The sequence below is a fragment of the uncultured Shimia sp. genome (assembly GCF_947493595.1).
In the GTDB taxonomy this organism is placed as follows: Bacteria; Pseudomonadota; Alphaproteobacteria; order Rhodobacterales; family Rhodobacteraceae; genus Shimia.
This window is the reverse complement of the sequence record NZ_CANLRL010000004.1, coordinates 210,492-227,684: the sequence shown is the minus strand read 5'-3', so window position 1 is coordinate 227,684 and position 17,193 is coordinate 210,492. Positions and strand designations below refer to the sequence as shown.

The window sequence follows — 17,193 nt, the reverse complement described above, 5'->3', positions numbered from 1 at the left end:
CTTGCGCACAGCTTAGGCGCGACTAGCTTGCGCGCATGCAGATGACATGGCACCACAGCAATCTCTCCGGCGGCACCGCTGCCGCGTGGCAGAACCAAGGCACCGGTCCAACCGTGGTCTTCCATCACGCCACGGCGCTTGGCCCACGCTGCTACGCGCCGTTCCTCTCTGCACTTGGAGACAGCTACCACCTCAAAGCGCTGGCGATGCGCCCCTTGTGGCAACACGCCCCACCGCCCAATCCCCGGCGTGAATGGGACCTTTTCGCTGATGACATGATCGAATGGATTGAGGCCACCCAAACCGCGCCGATTCTGGCGATGGGCCACTCCATCGGCGCTGCCACCACCGCCATGGCCGCCGCGAAACGCCCCGACCTGTTCAAAGGCCTCGTACTGATCGAGCCCTCCGGCGTCACCCGCCGCATCCGCCTGCTGCTCAAACTGCTACCCTATCGCCTGCGCCAAACCAAAGGCCCCGCCGCCGAGGTGCTCAGCGGCCCCACCCACTGGCCAGACCTCGCGACTGCGTTTGCCTACTACCGCGCCTCCAAAGCCTACCGCCGCTTTGACGACGCCACCCTGCGCGGTCTGATTGAGGCGCTCACCGTGCCCGACGACACCGGCATCAAGCTGGAATACCCGCGCAATTGGGAGGCGCACCTTTACGCCACCCCACCACTGATCCTGCCAACCCTCAAACGCCTGACCGTGCCCACCGAGGTCATCATCGGCAAACCCTCGCTTTTCATGGATCCGTCCATCGCCCGCAGCCTGCGCGACAGCCGCCCGGACATGACCTTCCAGTCCCTGCCAGACTATGGCCACCTGCTGCCCCTGGAAGCCCCCATACAAGTTGCCGCCGCTGCCCGCACCGCCCTGGACCGGCTCAGCTAAAAACTTCTCGCTTGCCTCCCCTGCGCCAAGCTGCCCCTATGTCGCCAACCAACGACATCGGACGCAGCCCATGACCGCAGATCAGATCATCGCCCACCTCAACCTCGCCCCGCACCCTGAAGGCGGCCACTACCGCCAGACCTGGATTGCCGAAAGCGCAGACGGCACCCGCCCCGCAGGCACCTCGATCTATTTCCTGTTGAAAGCAGGCGAAACCTCGCACTGGCACCGTGTCGATGCCGCCGAAATCTGGCACTACTACGCCGGTGCACCGCTGATCCTGTCGCTTGCAGAAACCGACCAAGGCCCCGCCACCGACCACGTGCTTGGTCCTGACCTCGCAGCCGGTCAGTTCCCGCAACACATCGTGCCCAAAGACCACTGGCAGGCCGCCCGCAGCACTGGCGAGTGGACGCTGGTCGGCTGCACCGTCTCCCCAGCGTTTCAGTTTGAAGGTTTTGAACTGGCTGCCCCGGGTTTCGACATCCCGCGCTAAGCCCACCTCATCGCCCGACCGAAAGGTCGGTCTGCGCCAGCCTGCCCCTCGGCAGGCGCAGCCCTAAACGCCTAGCTCTCCGGCTCACTCACCGTGCCACCGCCGACAAGCGCCATCACCCCCGTGGTGCTGGGGCAGCTTGTTGGCAAACCCCGCGCCACGCGCACGGCAAGATAGGCAAAGGCCTGCGCTTCCAGCATATCGCCATCCAGCCCAACTTCTTCGACAGGCACCACCGCACAGTCCAGCGACACCCGCAGCATCTCCATCAGCACCGGATTGTGCCGCCCGCCACCCGTGACCAGCACGCGGCTCGGCGCTTCGGAGCAATGTCCCATGCCCTGCGCCACCGCCGCAGCACACATCGCGGTCATCGTTGCGGCCGCGTCTTCATCCGACAGCTCGCGCACCAACTCCATCATCTCGGGGAAATCGTTTCGATCCAGTGACTTCGGCGGCATTCTTGAGAAATACGCCTCCTGCAGAAACAGCTCCAGCGCCCCTGTGGCCACAGTACCCTGCGCCGCCACTTTGCCGCCTTCGTCAAAGGCCAAACCGCGACGCGCCCGCAGCATGTCGTTCAGCGGCGCATTGGCGGGTCCGGTGTCAAACGCCAGCAACGCACCCTCGTCCTCAGGTGCCGCCTTACGCGGATCCACCCAGGTGATGTTGCCCACCCCGCCAAGGTTCAAAAACACCACCGGCTCAGAGGCGCCAAACCACTTGGCACAGGCAAAATGGAAAAACGGCGCCAGCGGCGCGCCCTCGCCACCCAGTTCCACATCGGCAGAGCGGAAGTCCCAAACCACCGGCACGCCCAGCGCCTCGGCCAAGGCTTTCCCATCGCCCACCTGACAGGTCCCACGCCCACGCGGCTCATGCGCCAACGTTTGCCCGTGAAAGCCAACCAGATCGACACCGTCAAACGCACCCAGCACCTCCGCATGGGCCGCTTCAATCACCTCTGCTGCCGCTTCCGCCTCCGCCCCGGACCACTGGCCCAGCGCCTGCGTAAGAACTACCTGCTCCGCTTCAGAATAGCCGCGATAGGCCGTTGCCCCAAACCCATGGATCACCTGCCCATCGGTCTCAACCACAGCCGCATCCACGCCATCCAGTGACGTGCCTGACATCGCGCCCAGCGCGGTCACAACCGCCGCCTCACCCTGGCCCTTCAACATGGCCTTATCCTTTTGGTTTGCCCACCTATGCCGCGCCGAAACGCGGTGGCAAAACCTTAAAGGATCAGCCCCCCAAATCGCCAGCCCAAAACGGAAACGCCCCACGCTCTGTGTGTAATAACCAGAACGTGGGGCAGCCTTCATACGGCACGCTCCGGCTTTAGCGAGAATGGGGAGCCCCCAAAGCCGGAGACAGAGGCGCTCTGTGCACCTCCCGTCGCCAGGCTGCGCGTGACTTCACTCGAACCACAATTGCAATCACACCAAGACAGATCCAGAACACCTGAATCATAAACGACCCAAGATTAAAGTCCTGCACCAGACTCACCAGAACAAGCCCTGCACCAAAAATATTGATGACAAAAAACGGGATGTCCTGACTGCTGAGAATGCGAAAGGTGATGAGGGTATAGTTGGTCAGGTAAAGGCAAAACCCCAACACGCCACACGCCGTTGACACAGGTTTGGGGAGCGCCTGGATTAACTCAAAAACATAGGCAAACAATAACCGCGCCCCCCGATAAATAAATTCCTGTTCAATGAGTTTAAAAATACCGACTCCAGGGGGGATTTCCCTATCCCCAATTGGGGACATTCCACCAATCTTCAGGTATTCCCTACCATCTGGTCAAAACGCAGGAATGTCATAGCGCAAACTGTCCGGGGCCATATCCTTGCCCGCGGCACGCGCTGCCAACCAGGGCCAGTTTTCAATGTGATGATAGTGCCCCTTGCCCGACAAAACAGTCAGCTGCGCGTCTTGTAAGTGCTGCGCCAACAGCTCCGCCCCCTGGATGGGGGCCACATTGTCATCAGGCCCCTGAAACACCTCCACCGGCGTGTGAATGTCAGACGGGTCAAAGTCCCAGCCCTGCGCGTTAAGCAGGTTCTCCTCCACCATCCCCTCCATGCCAGAGGCCGTGCGCAGGGCCAGCATCTCTGCGGTGCGACGTCGGATCACCGGGCAAGACAGAATGCGAATGTCATCTGCGCTGCGGGAGCGTTTGCAGTACCGGTCAAAGTAGCGCTCTTTGTTTTGCAGGATGGAGCGCACCAGAAACGGAATGATCTGCCGCAACATGCCGGGCCAATGCCGCCCCAAGATGGCAGACATATGATAGAATTGATCCAACTCCCGCCAATTCTCATGGCGGTAAAACGGATAACAGGCGGAGGACAAAACCACTTTGGTGATCCTGTCCTGTAATTCATGGGTCACTGCCAAAGCGGATCCGCTGCCAAAGGACACCGACAACACAGCCGCTTTTGAGATCTGCAAATGGTTCATCAGCTCTCGCACATCCCCGGCAAAGTCGCGCAAACTGGTCATGTCAGATGGATCAGACCAAAAGCTGCCGGGACGACAGGGGCAAATCAGCCGCACACCAATCTGTTCCAGGACGTCAAAACACCGCTGGGGATAGCCAATCACGTCGATGGTCACACCAGATAGCGCATCAAACACCAGCACCGGCGCGCCCGCTTTTGGACCGAGACAGAAATACTCATGCTGCCGCCCGTCTCGCAGCGTGATCCGATTGCGCACTTGAAAGCGGGTATGCTCCGCGCCGTCATTGCCCCGCACCGCCATCAAAGGGGATTTTGCCAAAACCCCGGATAGCTCAGCACGGCTCTTGGTCCCGGTTTTTTCATAAACCCGCTTCAGGTAGGTGCGCACACTCTCATAGGAGACCCCCATGCGCCAGCCAATGTCACGTAGCTCGCGGGCCTGCGCCACATGGCCCAACACCTCGGCTTCACGCCGGGTCAGACCATGTCTCTTGGCGATATGCGCCGCCCCCATATGGCTCTGCTGCCCCGACGAGATCACCACACTGGCCGCAATTGCGGGAAAGCCAATCCGCGCGGCCTCCTCTTTTGGCAGCACCATCAAATCAACCGCCCCGTCCTCCCGGCTTTTGAACTCCAACGCAATCCCCGTGCGATTGGCCTCCCGCGCACAATGTGGCAACGGCCTGTCTTCCCCGCTCTTGGGCAAAAACACCTGCATGTCCTGCCCCTGCAAAGCCGGCATAGGCAACACGTCATAGAGCGCCCGGTTGGCCATCACCACCTGCCCCTCTTCATTGAGCAACGCGACGCCAAAGGCAAAGCTGTTGAGCACCGAGGACAAATAGGCCTCCCGCTCCTGCAACCCCACCATACGCTCCGATATGCTAAACGCCCGCCGGAAATGCCGCGACAGGTTCTCCAGTCCCCGCGTCTCCGCTTCCATAGCCTCTGGGCTTTCCAAATACCGGCTGTCCCGCGCGCGGTGCACTTCCTCTGCCAATTCCGAGATCAGCTCGGGCCACAGGGAATTGTCCAACGACGCCTCATAAACGAGGTGCGTCAAATCCTCAAAACGATCACTCATTAACATAACTTCAAAAGCTAGAACATAGCAGTCCCCCACCACCGCACAAAGTGTGGAAACCCTGCCCTCTACCTTGCGCGCAATCCCGGCTTACAAACATGCGTTCAAGGTGCTAACAGGAGGCAAAGCGCCCCTAGAGGCAGAGACAACCAACGGACAAATGAGTGGCACCATGACCTATCAGCCCAAATCGGAATTCCTCACCGTGATGCTAGAGCGCGGCTTTGTGGCCGATTGCACAGATTACGAAGCCTTTGACAAAGCGCTCTGTGACGGTGTGGTGCCCGGCTATATCGGCTTTGACGCCACCGCCAAGTCTCTGCACGTGGGCTCGCTCATTCAAATCATGATGCTGCGCTGGCTGCAAAAGACCGGCCACAAACCGATCACCCTGATGGGCGGCGGCACAACCAAAGTCGGTGACCCGTCGTTTCGGGCTGACGAACGCCCGCTGCTGACCAACGATCAGATCGACGCCAACATCGATGGCATCAAACAGGTGTTTGCCAAATACCTCGACTATGGCGACGATGACACCGGCGCGCTGATGCTCAACAACGCCGAATGGCTCGACGAGTTGAACTACCTCACCTTCCTGCGCGACATCGGCCGCCACTTCTCGGTGAACCGCATGCTCAGCTTCGAAAGCGTGAAGTCCCGTCTGGACCGCGAGCAATCCCTGTCGTTCCTCGAATTCAACTACATGATCCTACAGGCGTATGACTTCCTGGAGATCAACCGCCGCTACGGCTGTCTGGTGCAGTTCGGCGGCTCTGACCAATGGGGCAACATCGTCAACGGCATCGACCTGACCCGCCGCGTGGACGAAACCCAGATCTTTGGCCTGACCTCTCCCCTGCTGACCACCAGCGACGGCAAAAAAATGGGCAAATCCGCAGACGGCGCAGTCTGGCTCAACGCCGACATGCGCAGCCCGTATGAGTTCTGGCAGTTCTGGCGCAACACCACTGACGCCGACGTGGGCCGCTTCCTCAAACTCTACACCGAAATGCCGGTCGACGAGTGTGACCGCCTCGGCGCGCTCGCAGGCTCTGAGATCAACGAAGCCAAGATCATCCTCGCCAACGCCGTGACCACACTCTGCCACGGAGCCGACGCCGCGGCGACCGCCGAAGCCACCGCCCGCGAAGTGTTTGAAAAAGGCGGCGTGGGCGACGACCTGCCCACAGTGACGCTCACCTCTGAGGACCTCGGCGACGGCATCTCCATTGTGCAGCTGATTGTGAAATCCGGTCTCGCCAAGTCAGGCAAAGACGCCAAACGCCTGATCAAGGAAAACGGCGCCAAGCTGGATGACGCCCCGCTGACCAACGCGGGCCTGATGATCGACGCCGCTGCGCTGGCCTCCCCAATCAAGCTCTCCGCAGGCAAAAAGCGCCACGCCCTGGTGCAACTGGACGGCTAATCCCGCCCGCCTTCGATTTGCTCTTCAAGGCCCGCCCCCTCCGGCGGGCCTTTTCTTTTCCGATTCACAGTCTCCAAATAACCCGAGGTGAATGCGCCACGGGCGCAGAGGGGCTGGCCCCTCGCTACGCCCTCTAGACACGTAGGCGCCATTCAGGTTATTTGAACACACGTTCATTTACCGACCTTTACGTCTCTCTGGGAGGAGCCCGCCAATGAAACTTGATCAAACCTGCGCCGTGATCACCGGGGGCGCTTCCGGTCTGGGTGAAGCCACCGCCCGCCACTTTGCAGCCAACGGCGCCAAGGTGGCCCTGTTTGACCTCAACGAGGAACGCGGCACAGAGATTGCAGCGGAACTCGGCGGCACCTTCCACAAGGTGGACGTGACCGATGAGGACAGCGCCGCCGCGGGCATCCAAGCCGCCAAAGAGGCCATGGGCAAGATCACCGCCGCGGTGAACTGCGCCGGCATCGCCCCTGCCGCCACCACCCTTGGCAAAAACGGCCCTCACCCGCTGCACACCTTCCAGAAGACCATCGACATCAACCTCGTGGGCTCCTTCAACGTCGCCCGCCTCGCCGCCGAAGTGATTGCGGAGAACGAAGCGGAAGCAGACGGCGCGCGCGGCGTGATCATCAACACCGCCTCTATTGCAGCCATGGACGGCCAACGCGGCCAAGCGGCCTATGCGGCCTCCAAAGGCGGCATCGTTGGCCTCTCCCTGCCCATGGCCCGTGATCTGGCACGTTCCGGCATCCGCGTCATGGCAATTGCACCCGGCATCTTCCTGACCCCGATGCTGCAAGGTCTGCCGCAAGAAGTCCAAGACCAACTGGCGCAAGACGTGACCTGCCCAAAACGTCTGGGCGACCCGTCTGAATACGCCCGCCTCGCAGGCTTCATTGTCGAAAACGGCTATCTCAACGGCGAAGTCATCCGCATCGACGGCGCCCTGCGCATGCAGTAACAAAACCATAGGGTGCGCATTTACTGCGCACCTTGCTACCCTCTCCACAAAGGAGAGCACTATGCCCCGCCAAAACCGCGTACAACCCGACGGCCAGATCCTCGCGCACCCAACACGTGGTGCCTTCATGGGCAACCGGGGCATTCTGCACGACGCCTCCGCGCACCAACACGGTCAACTGACCCACCGCCGCTGGCGTCACAAAGCTTGGGTCTGCTGTGTGTTGTCGTTCAAAAACCGTCAGCGCCAACTCATGGCCCGCAACCGCTACACCGAACTGTTTTTCTATGACGAGGCTGTCGCGCTTGCCGCTGGACACCGCCCCTGCGCCGAATGCCGCCGCGCCGACCACAAGGCTTTCCTCGCCGCAGCCGACCACTCTGGCAGCGCCCCCGATTTCGACGAACAGCTACACACCGCCCGCGCCATTCCCCGCGTCTACGGCCAAAACCGCCCGCTTGCCGAAACAGCCTCCCTGCCAGACGCCACTTTCATCCTGACAGACACCGGCCCCGCACTTCTACTCGACGACATGGCCCTCCCCTTCACGCCGCAAGGCTACGCCACCCCGATCAAACGCCCACAAGGCACACACCCCGTGCTCACCCCAGCGCCCACACGCATCGCACTGCACAACGGCTTCCGCCCCACCCTGCGCCTGCCCGCCCAACTGGCCTAAGCCCAAAACCACCGCGCTGTTGACAAACTTCCGCCGCCAAGTGCCTTTAGGAGCAGGCAAAACACCTCCAACGCGGACACCCAAATGAGCTTTCCCGATCTGTTTGACCACTTTGACCACGTCTACATCGTGAACCTGCCTTATCGGGATGACCGCCGCAGCGAGACCATTGCAGATTTCGCCCGCGTGGGTGTGTCCATCCCCAATGAGAATATCACTTTCTTTGAGGCCTCCCGCCCGAAGGAAAAAGGCGCGTTCCCCTCGACTGGCTCCCTCGGCAACTTCCTCTCGCAAACCCGCGTGCTCGCCGACGCGCTGGAAAGAGGCTATGAGCGCATCCTGATCTGCGAAGACGATCTTGAACTCAACGATCTGCCGGACAGCACCGTCGCCAAAGTGCTCACGGACCTGAAAACCACCAACTGGTCCATTGCCGCCCTTGGCTATCTGGAACCGGAAACCCCACCCACCGACAGCATTGGCCTAACCGAGTGGACCGGCGGCACCCGTGGCACGCAATTCTGGGCCATCCAGGGCGACAGCATCCGCGCGTTCCATGACTACCTCGAACTTGTCCGCGCCCGCCCTTCCGGCCATCCCGAAGGCGGCTCGATGTTCTTTGACGGCGCCTTCAACATGGTCCGCACCATTGTGCCAGGCACCACCTTCCGCCTCACCACACCCTGCCTTGCGGGCCAGCGCAGCTCGCGCACCGATATTCACGACCTGAGATTCTACGACCGCGTCGAACCCTTCCGCAGCATCGTAGGCGCCCTGCGCAAAGCGATGAACCGCGCCAAAGGTTAATTTCCGCACCGCAGCAAAACTCCCCACCTCCGCAAAACAGTCGCAATACCGACAAGATACCGACGTGGATTTTGGGCGTTAACTTCTGCACCGCAGCACGTCGCAAAACGGAATCGCTGGCACTCGGTAAATGCCCCTGCCATACCTTGCGCAACACTTCACGCGCAGGACCACCACATGACCCAGATCGTCTCCTCTCTCGCCGAGATTTCCGACAATTACAAAGCACTGTTTGTCGATCTCTGGGGCTGCGTGCACAATGGCGTCACCGCCTATCCGGAAGCCGTCGCCGCCCTGCAAGCCTACCGCGCCAACGGCGGAATTGTGGTGCTGGTCACCAACTCCCCCAAACCCCGCGCCGGTGTGGCAGAACAGCTTGGCTCCTTTGGCGTTCCCGATGATGCCTATGACACCATCGCCACCTCTGGTGACAGCGCACGCTCGGCCATGTTCAATGGCGCAGTCGGGGAAAAAGTCTACTTTATGGGCGAATGGGAGCGCGACGCAAGCTTCTTCCAACCACTTGAAATCCTTGACAACCCTGTCAACATCCAACGTGTCCCGCTGTCTGAGGCCGACGGCATTGTCTGCTGCGGCCCCTTCGACACCATGGCCGATCCGGACGTGAACCGCGCCGACTTTCTCTATGCCAAAACCAAAGGCATGAAGCTGCTCTGCGCCAACCCCGACATCATTGTGGATCGCGGCGATGTGCGTGAATGGTGCGCTGGTGCACTGGCCAAACTCTACACTGAAATGGGCGGTGAAAGCCTCTACTTTGGCAAACCCCACCCCCCGATCTACGACCTCGCCCGCCGCCGGCTTTCGGCTCTGGGTGTCACCATCGCAGACGAAGACATCCTCGCCATCGGCGACGGCCCCCACACCGACATCTCCGGTGCCATGGGCGAAAACATCGATTCGCTCTTCATCACCGGTGGCCTCGCCGCAACGGAGACAAAAACCGCCCATCAACCAGATGCAGCCGCGTTAACGAATTACCTCGCTGAACAGCAGGTCACACCACAATTTGCGATTGGCAAACTGCGTTAACACAAAAGCGCTTGATTTTTCTGCGACTGCGAAGTAATAAAATTACGAAGCTAGCGCAATCAGCGTTATTAAGTTACACAGCCAATCCAGACTCGGAGGGCCAAATGTTGGACAACCTGCCCCGCGGCACAATCTTTATCGAAGACCTCGAAATCGGCATGACCCGCTACGTGCGCAAAACCGTGACCGATCAGGACATCGAAATGTTTGCCGCCGTGTCCACCGACCACAACCCGGTGCACTTGGACGAAGAGTATGCCCAAGACACCATGTTTGGTGGCCGCATCGCCCACGGCATGCTGACCGCCGGTCTGATCTCTGCGGTGATAGGCGAACAGCTGCCCGGCCACGGCACCATCTACATGGGCCAGTCGCTGAAGTTCCTTGCGCCTGTGCGCCCAGACGACACCGTTGTGGCCTCCGTGACCGTGACTGACATCGACATAAGCAAACGCCGCGTGAAACTCGATTGCGCCTGCATGGTCGAAGGCAAGAAAGTCCTCGCCGGCGAAGCCACCGTGCTGGCGCCGTCACGCAAGCTGGACTGATCCCCCCAACCGAAAAACTCCTCCAAACTCAAAGGGCGGTGCCAGAAGCACCGTCCTTTTTGCTTTAGAACTTGCCGTTCTCATGCGCCATTTCAGCCGGGATCTCACTCACCGTGTCCCAGTGCTCAACGATCTTGCCATCCTCAACTCGGAACAGATCAAAGAACGCCGTGTGCGCCTCGCCCAACACGCCTTCTGACGCAGCGAAAACAAAATTCCCGTCCGCAACAATCATATGCGTAGCGTCATAGCGCATCTCGATGCCTGCCTCTGCCATCATCTGCAACGCGCCGCCAAGGCCTTCTAAGCCATCCGCGATCTGCGGATTGTGCTGTGCGTAACTTTCTGCCGAAATGTACTCACCAATCTTCTCTGGTGCCTTCCCGTGCAACACATCACTCACAAACGCACTCACAAGCGCTTTGTTCTCCGCAGTTTTTTCCCGGCCCACAATCTCCGTGGCCCCATCGGTCATGGTCCGGCCCGACGGGTTTGGCCCCGACAACGGCTGCAGGTTGTCCCAATGCTCCACCACTTTGCCGTCCGCCACCCGGAAAACATCAAACGCCACCAGCGTCTCCGCTCCAAAGGCTTGCGCATTGTCAAAGGTGTTGTGCATCACCACCAGATCACCCTCGGTGATCACCCGATGCGTGTTCGCGGTCATACCGCTTTGCTGGATCACCGGCACAAAGCCCACAATCGCCGCCGCCCCGGTGGGCACAGCCGGATTGTGCTGGATGTAGTCCGGCGCCAACAGCGCACTGGCCGCCTCAGGATCAAACTGGATGAAAAGCGCAGAGAACGCGTTCAGCACGGTTTCGGTGATGGTCATTTTGGTCAGCCTCTCGAATCAGCTTGTTGCAAGTACAGCCACAAGGTATGAATTTTGCACCTAGTATCAATTACGCACCTTGAAGGAACCAGGTATGGTCAAAGTAACCGCCCACACCAAAGAAGAGGCCGAAAACTGCCCGGTCCGCTCTGTCCTGACCAAAGTCACAGCAAAGTGGAACTTGTTGATTTTGCTCACCTTAGAGGACGGCGAACTGCGCTTTGGCGAGCTCAAACGTGCCATTGGCGACGTCACACAACGCGTGCTTACCGAGAACTTGCGCCTGCTGGAGCGCGACGGCCATCTGACCCGCACCGTACATCCCGGCCCGCCTTTGGCGGTCTCCTATGCCCTGACCGAGCAGGGGTTTGATCTTTTGCGTGTGCTCAAACCACTTGTCGGTTGGGCGGCGCAGAACTTTGGCGACATCTCCGAAGCCCGCGCCCGCGCCGCTGAGTAACGCCGCACCGTCCTCTCTTGCACCTGACCATTCAAGGGGCTAACCCTGCCACATGCAGATCATTCGCGACTATCAGTTTGTGACACCCCAAGATCGCGGCGCCAGCGTCGCGATTGGCAATTTTGACGGCGTGCATTTGGGCCACCAATCGGTGATCGATCTTGCCCGCAAGGCCGCGCCCGACGCGCCTTTGGGCATCATGACGTTTGAGCCGCACCCGCGCGAGTATTTCGCGCCGGACGCCCCGCCGTTTCGCCTCGCCAGCGCCGAGACCCGCGCGCACCGTTTGGAAAAACTCGGCGTCGACAAGCTGTATGAGCTGCCGTTCAACACCGCATTGTCCAGCCTCACACCAGAAGAATTTGCCCGCGATGTGATCGCAGAAGGCCTCGGCCTGACCCATGTGGTGGTGGGCGCGGATTTCTGCTTTGGCAAGGGCCGCAAAGGGACCGCAAACGACCTTGTGACCTTTGGCCAGGAGTTTGGTTTTGGCGTCACCATTGCACCGCTCATTCAGGGCGGCGAAGGCCAGGTGTCCTCAACCCTGATCCGCCAGGCCCTCTCCGATGGCCGCCCGCGTGACGCCGCCAACATGCTGGGCCACTGGCATCGCATCGACGGTCCGGTGATTGGCGGCGAACAACGCGGCCGTGACCTTGGCTTCCCCACCGCCAATATGTCGATCGACAATCTGCACCAGCCGAAATACGGCGTTTACGCTGTGCTGGTCGACGTGCTCGACGGTCCCCACACCGGCAGCTACTTTGGCGCCGCTTCGATTGGCACCCGCCCGATGTTTGGCGAAAACAAAGCCAACATCGAAACCTTCCTGTTTGACTTCTCTGGTGACCTTTACGGCCACACCCTATCTGTGGGTCTGGTCGACTACCTGCGCCCGGAAGAGAAATATGACAGCCTCGACGCGCTTGTTGCCCAAATTGCACAAGACTGCGACGACGCACGCAAGATCCTGAACGCCCTATGACACGCCCCCCTTTTCTGAAAGCCCCCAGCGATCCCATCGAGCGCCACGGACTGGCCAAACGCTTCTGGGAAAAGAAACCGCTGACCTCACTCAACGACAAAGAGTGGGAAGCGCTTTGTGATGGCTGCGGCAAATGCTGCCTCAACAAACTCGAAGACGAGGACACCGGCGAGGTCGCCCTGACCCGCGTCGCCTGCCGCCTGCTGGACGACGAGACCTGCCGCTGCACCCAATACGACATCCGCCACCAGTTTGTTCCGGAATGTATCGTTATGACGCCGCAGAACATCGATGACCACGCCTATTGGCTACCGCAAACCTGCGCGTATCGCCTGTTGTGGGAAAAGAAGCCGCTCTACGACTGGCACCCGCTGATCTCCGGCACGCCGGACACGGTGCATGACGCAGGCGTCTCGGTGCAGCATCAAACCGTGTCCGAATTCGACACCCCGCTGGAGCAGTGGGAAGACTTTATCATCGAGGAGCCCTCCTAATGCATTTTGCCTCTGACAACTCCGGTGCCGCACTGCCCGAGGTCCTCGCCGCCATCACCAAAGCCAACGAAGGCTATGCCATGGGCTATGGCGATGACGTGGAAATGGCACAGGTCACCGCCAAAATCCGCGAAATTTTTGAGGCCCCAGAGGCCGCCGTCTATCTGGTCTCCACCGGCACCACGGCAAATTCACTCGCGCTCGCAACCCTTTGTGATCCTTGGCAAACCATCTTCTGCTCTGAGGTGGCCCACATCCACAAAGACGAGTGCAACGCGCCCGAATTCTACACCGGCGGTGCCAAGCTCACGCTGGCGGCGGACAAAGACGTCGACAAAATGACGCCCGCCTCCCTGCGCGCCGCCATCGAAGGCGAAGAGACCCGCGGTGTACACGGCCCGCAGCGCGGCCCTGTGTCAATCACGCAGGTCACCGAGTACGGCACGGTCTACACATTGGCCGAACTCACCGCCCTCTGTGACGTGGCCAATTCCTACGACCTGCCCGTGCATCTGGACGGCGCGCGCTTCACCAACGCCATGGTGGCACTGGGCTGCACCCCTGCGGAGATGACCTGGAAAGCCGGTGTCGACGCGGTCAGCTTTGGCGGCACCAAAAATGGCTGCATGGGGGTCGAAGCGGTGATCTTCTTTGATCCCAAACACGCCTGGGAATTTGAACTGCGCCGCAAACGTGGCGGCCACCTGTTCTCCAAACACCGCTACCTCTCCGCGCAAATGCTCGGCTACCTGCAAGACGACGTCTGGATCGAAGCCGCCACCAAAGCCAACGCCAACGCCGCCCATCTTGCTGGCGGCCTGCGCGAGATCGGTGCCACATTCAAATACCCGCCACAGGCCAACATGATGTTTGTCGCCCTGCCCCGCGCCACCCACAAACGCCTGTTTGACGCTGGCGCGGCTTTTCACCTCTGGGACGGCACGCTGGACGGCGACGACGCCGAGATGGTCACTGCGCGTTTGGTCTGCGACTGGTCGCTCAGCAAAGAGTTGATCGACCAATTCCTCGATCTGGCAGCAGGGAAATAATCCGGTGAGAGACAGTCTACGCGCCAAAGCGGTTCAGATCTGCAACGACAAAATCGCCAAGAAAGGCGAAACCGTCGGCCTGTCGTTCTATGCCTTCTTTGCCAACAAGAACGACAACCCCGAGCTGCTGATGGAAGCCGCCACCTGGTGGATCCAGACGCATGAGCTCGATCACTTTGAGAAAGCCGAGAAGATCCGCGAGATGATCCTGTCGGGCGCATAAGAGCCGCTCAAAGCCCCTCTTGAACCAACCACTTATAAGCCGCGCGCATTCCGTTTAGCGATTGCGAGCGGTTTCCGTACACAAACATCCAAAGCCCGGTGCTGAGATAAGAGTTGCCAGTGTAATTTCGCTCGATCAGCACCAAATCACGGGCGGCATCAATCATCATAAAGTGTTCGCCATACCCATCGGTCCACACCGTGCCTTCCGCGTCCTTTAGCCACCAAAGGTACCCGGCATGGCTGTATTGCCCGTATCCAATATGGTTATCGCGCAGATCACTATGCGGCGCGGTTGAGAGCGTGATCCAGCTTTCCGGCACAACTTGCTGCCCCTGCCAGACACCTTCCTGCGCCACCATCATGCCAATCCGCGCAAAATCCCGCGCGCTCATATAGGTGTGATAATGCGGGTGTTGCGTGTCCGTGCTGGGCATAAACCACGGGTCGCCCATAATCACGTTCTCAGCCTGAAAATCCTGCATACCCAAGGGCTTTGCCAGAAACTCCTCCATAAAGGCGCCAATCTCATAGCCGGTTTCTTGCACAAGGATCGTGCCAAGCGCGTTGGCATCAAAATTGTTGGCAAAGAAGTACGCGCCGGGCTGAAAGCTGTCCCGCTGAGGCCGATCGGTGATCTGCGCGTCATGTTCCCCGGCGGCGGGCAAAAACACACCAGACCGGAACATCAACAAATCCCGAATGGTCGCCGTTTTTTCCTGCGCCGTGAGGGGGATATTCTCATCGATGCCTAACTCAGCCAGCGTTTTGTCAAGATCAATCAGCCCCTTATCCACCGCAATGCCATACATCAGGCTCATGATGGATTTACGCATCGAATGGGTGTTCATAATCAGATCAGTGGGCCCGTCGGCAAAAATGACATCGCCCTTGTGCAAGACCATCCGCGCCCGCTTGCGATCATCCGGCCCCGGCGCGGGCCAAATCGTGTCTATCTGGGAGGAGTCGAAATCCGCAAAGCTGTGCTCGATCTGTGTCTCCGGCGAAGGGTTCCAAACACGTGGCACTGTGGCCCAGACAAAAACAACCGATGTCAGAACGACAACAGCAAAAAAGAACCACTTAAGCATTACGGGTGTCCGACTGAATTAAACGCAACCCAAGGTAGCCAGCCAGCGCCACAAACAACAAGGCATATTTGAACATCTTCTCCATCGCCCTCGGCGCGGGCGCTTCGCTTCCTAGCCCCTCGGTTCGGACGCGATGGAACTTCAACCGTCAGTGCAACACGGCTTCTTTGCACTTCTTGAAGTCAAATAGCTTGGCATACCCGCCCTCGCAAAGCGCTTGTTTGAGCGGATCGGAAAAGAACAGCGAGTTGTCGAGCCACTTGTCCGACCAAAAATCCAACCCTTCTGTATTTGAAGACAATACAGCAATGTCGCCATCCTGAAGCGTGTAGGGCATTTTCCATTTGGTTTCTGGCGATGGCTTGGCTTGACTGCGGTGTTTGTAGCGTTCCCTTACGTTTTGGCACTGCTCCGGTATAAAGGCTTCAACATCCTCTCTGACGCCAAGAATGTAGAGGCTTGGAGTGACCAAAGTTTTTCGGTCATGCAGGTACAGATTTGCAGGATACAGCTTCGCTACCCCTAAGTTGTATGAGGCAAAAACATTGTGGAGATTTTCCGAGATTTTGATGCCACCTGGGCCGAAGAGCATATCGGGAACACCCTTCTCAAAAAATGCATCGCGATACTTCCCATACAGGCGAAAAGGCAAGTCCTCAGCGCGAACTGCAAGCCCTTCCGCTTTGGCTCGCCAGCCCGGCTCTTCCCGGTCGATTTCTATCCCCACGAGCAAGTCAGAGTTGTTCGCTATCGCCGAAATCCAAATATCACCTTCTGCCACTACTCTTTACTCCATTACCCCTGCGAAAAACTTAGCTAAGCCCCTCAACCGTCCGCCGCACCTCAGCAGCCACCAAATCCGCGTGCGTAATTGCCCCCATGTGCCCGGCACCAACGACAGTCACCCGCCGCCCATCCTGCACCGCACGCGCTACCCCATCACAGACCGGTTTCATGATCGCAGGGCTCTCCACCCCGTCCATCACCACCACCGGCACGGCAATCTCACCCAGCCGTGGCATGATGTTGCCAACATCTTCCAGCACATCCTGCTGAGAGGCCACTACAAACGGCACTTGCCGCGTGAAGGTCGCGCGGGTCTCTTCCGCCAGCGCCTCCCAAGGCGTGCCGTCGCCCCATTCCTCAACAAACATACGCACCGCCGCCTCGGGATCGCCCGCATCGTTCAAAGCAAACACCTGCCCCATATGCGCATCGTTTTTGGCCACTTCCTCTGGCGCGGCATCTTTGGCCGCCAGCATTGTCACCGGCTCAAACAACGACAATGAGCGCACCAAATCCGGCCGCTCTATTGCCAACCGCAGCCCGAGCAATCCGCCATAAGAATGCCCAATCACATCCACAGGCCCATCCAGACGCGCCAAAATCGCATCCAGCATGGTCTGCCCGGTCAGCGTCCCCGGCACATACGCCGCACTGCGCCCATGGCCCGGCATGTCTGGTGCCTCAATCGTCAGCAGATCGTCCAGCGCCGCGCCAATGCCGCGAAAGGCACCCGAATGCCCAAGATTGCAATGCAGCGCCAAAGCCGCACGCGACCCCTGCCCCAACACACGCCAATGCATGTCAGGCGTCTTTCCGTCGTCCAAAGCCATGGTCCTTA

At 59.6% G+C, this 17,193-nt stretch carries 20 protein-coding genes; 13 read left to right on the top strand and 7 right to left on the bottom strand.

The features are described from left to right. Positions 1–35: 35 nt before the first annotated feature. A complete protein-coding gene (locus Q0955_RS12525; protein WP_299424686.1) occupies positions 36–896 on the top strand; it encodes an alpha/beta hydrolase in 861 nt (286 codons plus the stop codon). Between the two features lie 70 nt (positions 897–966). Continuing rightward, positions 967–1,392, top strand: a complete 426-nt coding sequence (locus tag Q0955_RS12520; protein ID WP_299424685.1) for a cupin domain-containing protein — start codon at positions 967–969, stop codon at positions 1,390–1,392. Between the two features lie 71 nt (positions 1,393–1,463). Here Q0955_RS12520 and Q0955_RS12515 read toward each other — a convergent pair whose 3' ends face one another. The 3 genes from Q0955_RS12515 to Q0955_RS12505 all read right to left on the bottom strand — a co-directional run bounded on the left by Q0955_RS12515 (position 1,464) and on the right by Q0955_RS12505 (position 4,950). Beyond that, positions 1,464–2,573, bottom strand: coding sequence for an anhydro-N-acetylmuramic acid kinase (locus Q0955_RS12515; RefSeq protein WP_299424684.1), 1,110 nt, complete (start codon positions 2,571–2,573; stop codon positions 1,464–1,466). A 160-nt stretch (positions 2,574–2,733) separates the two neighbouring features. Next, positions 2,734–3,168, bottom strand: a complete 435-nt coding sequence (locus tag Q0955_RS12510; RefSeq protein ID WP_299424682.1) for a hypothetical protein — start codon at positions 3,166–3,168, stop codon at positions 2,734–2,736. 33 nt (positions 3,169–3,201) lie between these two features. Further along, positions 3,202–4,950, bottom strand: a complete 1,749-nt coding sequence (locus Q0955_RS12505; RefSeq protein WP_299424680.1) for an alpha/beta fold hydrolase — start codon at positions 4,948–4,950, stop codon at positions 3,202–3,204. 172 nt (positions 4,951–5,122) lie between these two features. Between Q0955_RS12505 and tyrS the strand changes: the two genes are divergently transcribed. The 6 genes from tyrS to Q0955_RS12475 all read left to right on the top strand — a co-directional run bounded on the left by tyrS (position 5,123) and on the right by Q0955_RS12475 (position 10,433). Then, positions 5,123–6,376, top strand: a complete 1,254-nt coding sequence (gene tyrS, locus Q0955_RS12500; RefSeq protein WP_299424679.1) for a tyrosine--tRNA ligase — start codon at positions 5,123–5,125, stop codon at positions 6,374–6,376. Between the two features lie 214 nt (positions 6,377–6,590). After that, positions 6,591–7,346 (top strand): SDR family NAD(P)-dependent oxidoreductase, encoded by a 756-nt coding sequence (locus Q0955_RS12495; protein WP_299424677.1) that lies wholly within the window; start codon positions 6,591–6,593, stop codon positions 7,344–7,346. A 61-nt stretch (positions 7,347–7,407) separates the two neighbouring features. Next, on the top strand, positions 7,408–8,025 hold the full coding sequence (locus Q0955_RS12490) for a hypothetical protein (RefSeq protein ID WP_299424675.1): 618 nt from the start codon (positions 7,408–7,410) through the stop codon (positions 8,023–8,025). A gap of 84 nt (positions 8,026–8,109) precedes the next feature. Next, entirely contained in the window at positions 8,110–8,832 is a 723-nt protein-coding gene (locus tag Q0955_RS12485) for a hypothetical protein (RefSeq protein WP_299424674.1), read from the top strand. A 177-nt stretch (positions 8,833–9,009) separates the two neighbouring features. Then, entirely contained in the window at positions 9,010–9,885 is an 876-nt protein-coding gene (locus Q0955_RS12480; protein ID WP_299424673.1) for a TIGR01459 family HAD-type hydrolase, read from the top strand. Between the two features lie 104 nt (positions 9,886–9,989). Next, positions 9,990–10,433: a MaoC family dehydratase gene (locus Q0955_RS12475; protein WP_299424671.1), complete on the top strand. Its 444-nt coding sequence runs from the start codon at positions 9,990–9,992 to the stop codon at positions 10,431–10,433. Between the two features lie 64 nt (positions 10,434–10,497). Here Q0955_RS12475 and Q0955_RS12470 read toward each other — a convergent pair whose 3' ends face one another. Then, positions 10,498–11,268 (bottom strand): nuclear transport factor 2 family protein, encoded by a 771-nt coding sequence (locus Q0955_RS12470; protein ID WP_299424670.1) that lies wholly within the window; start codon positions 11,266–11,268, stop codon positions 10,498–10,500. Positions 11,269–11,362: 94 nt separating this feature from the next. Here Q0955_RS12470 and Q0955_RS12465 point away from each other — a divergent pair, with 94 nt between their 5' ends. From Q0955_RS12465 to Q0955_RS12445, 5 genes are read left to right on the top strand one after another with little or no spacing between them, the layout of a single operon-like run. Continuing rightward, on the top strand, positions 11,363–11,728 hold the full coding sequence (locus Q0955_RS12465; protein WP_294113445.1) for a helix-turn-helix domain-containing protein: 366 nt from the start codon (positions 11,363–11,365) through the stop codon (positions 11,726–11,728). Between the two features lie 52 nt (positions 11,729–11,780). Further along, positions 11,781–12,713, top strand: a complete 933-nt coding sequence (locus Q0955_RS12460) for a bifunctional riboflavin kinase/FAD synthetase (protein WP_299424667.1) — start codon at positions 11,781–11,783, stop codon at positions 12,711–12,713. Continuing rightward, on the top strand, positions 12,710–13,207 hold the full coding sequence (locus Q0955_RS12455; RefSeq protein WP_299424666.1) for a YcgN family cysteine cluster protein: 498 nt from the start codon (positions 12,710–12,712) through the stop codon (positions 13,205–13,207). The genes Q0955_RS12460 and Q0955_RS12455 overlap by 4 nt, the downstream gene beginning before the upstream one ends. Then, complete coding sequence (locus Q0955_RS12450) at positions 13,207–14,256, top strand: beta-eliminating lyase-related protein (RefSeq protein ID WP_299424664.1); 1,050 nt, start codon at positions 13,207–13,209, stop codon at positions 14,254–14,256. The genes Q0955_RS12455 and Q0955_RS12450 overlap by 1 nt, the downstream gene beginning before the upstream one ends. A 4-nt stretch (positions 14,257–14,260) precedes the next feature. After that, a complete protein-coding gene (locus Q0955_RS12445) occupies positions 14,261–14,479 on the top strand; it encodes a DUF6500 family protein (RefSeq protein ID WP_299424663.1) in 219 nt (72 codons plus the stop codon). 7 nt (positions 14,480–14,486) lie between these two features. Here Q0955_RS12445 and Q0955_RS12440 read toward each other — a convergent pair whose 3' ends face one another. From Q0955_RS12440 to Q0955_RS12430, 3 genes are all read right to left on the bottom strand, one after another. Beyond that, a complete protein-coding gene (locus tag Q0955_RS12440) occupies positions 14,487–15,569 on the bottom strand; it encodes a serine hydrolase (protein ID WP_299424661.1) in 1,083 nt (360 codons plus the stop codon). A 148-nt stretch (positions 15,570–15,717) separates the two neighbouring features. Next, positions 15,718–16,350: a hypothetical protein gene (locus Q0955_RS12435; RefSeq protein WP_299424659.1), complete on the bottom strand. Its 633-nt coding sequence runs from the start codon at positions 16,348–16,350 to the stop codon at positions 15,718–15,720. Positions 16,351–16,381: 31 nt separating this feature from the next. Then, positions 16,382–17,185, bottom strand: coding sequence for an alpha/beta hydrolase (locus tag Q0955_RS12430; protein ID WP_299424658.1), 804 nt, complete (start codon positions 17,183–17,185; stop codon positions 16,382–16,384). Between the last annotated feature and the right edge of the window lie 8 nt (positions 17,186–17,193).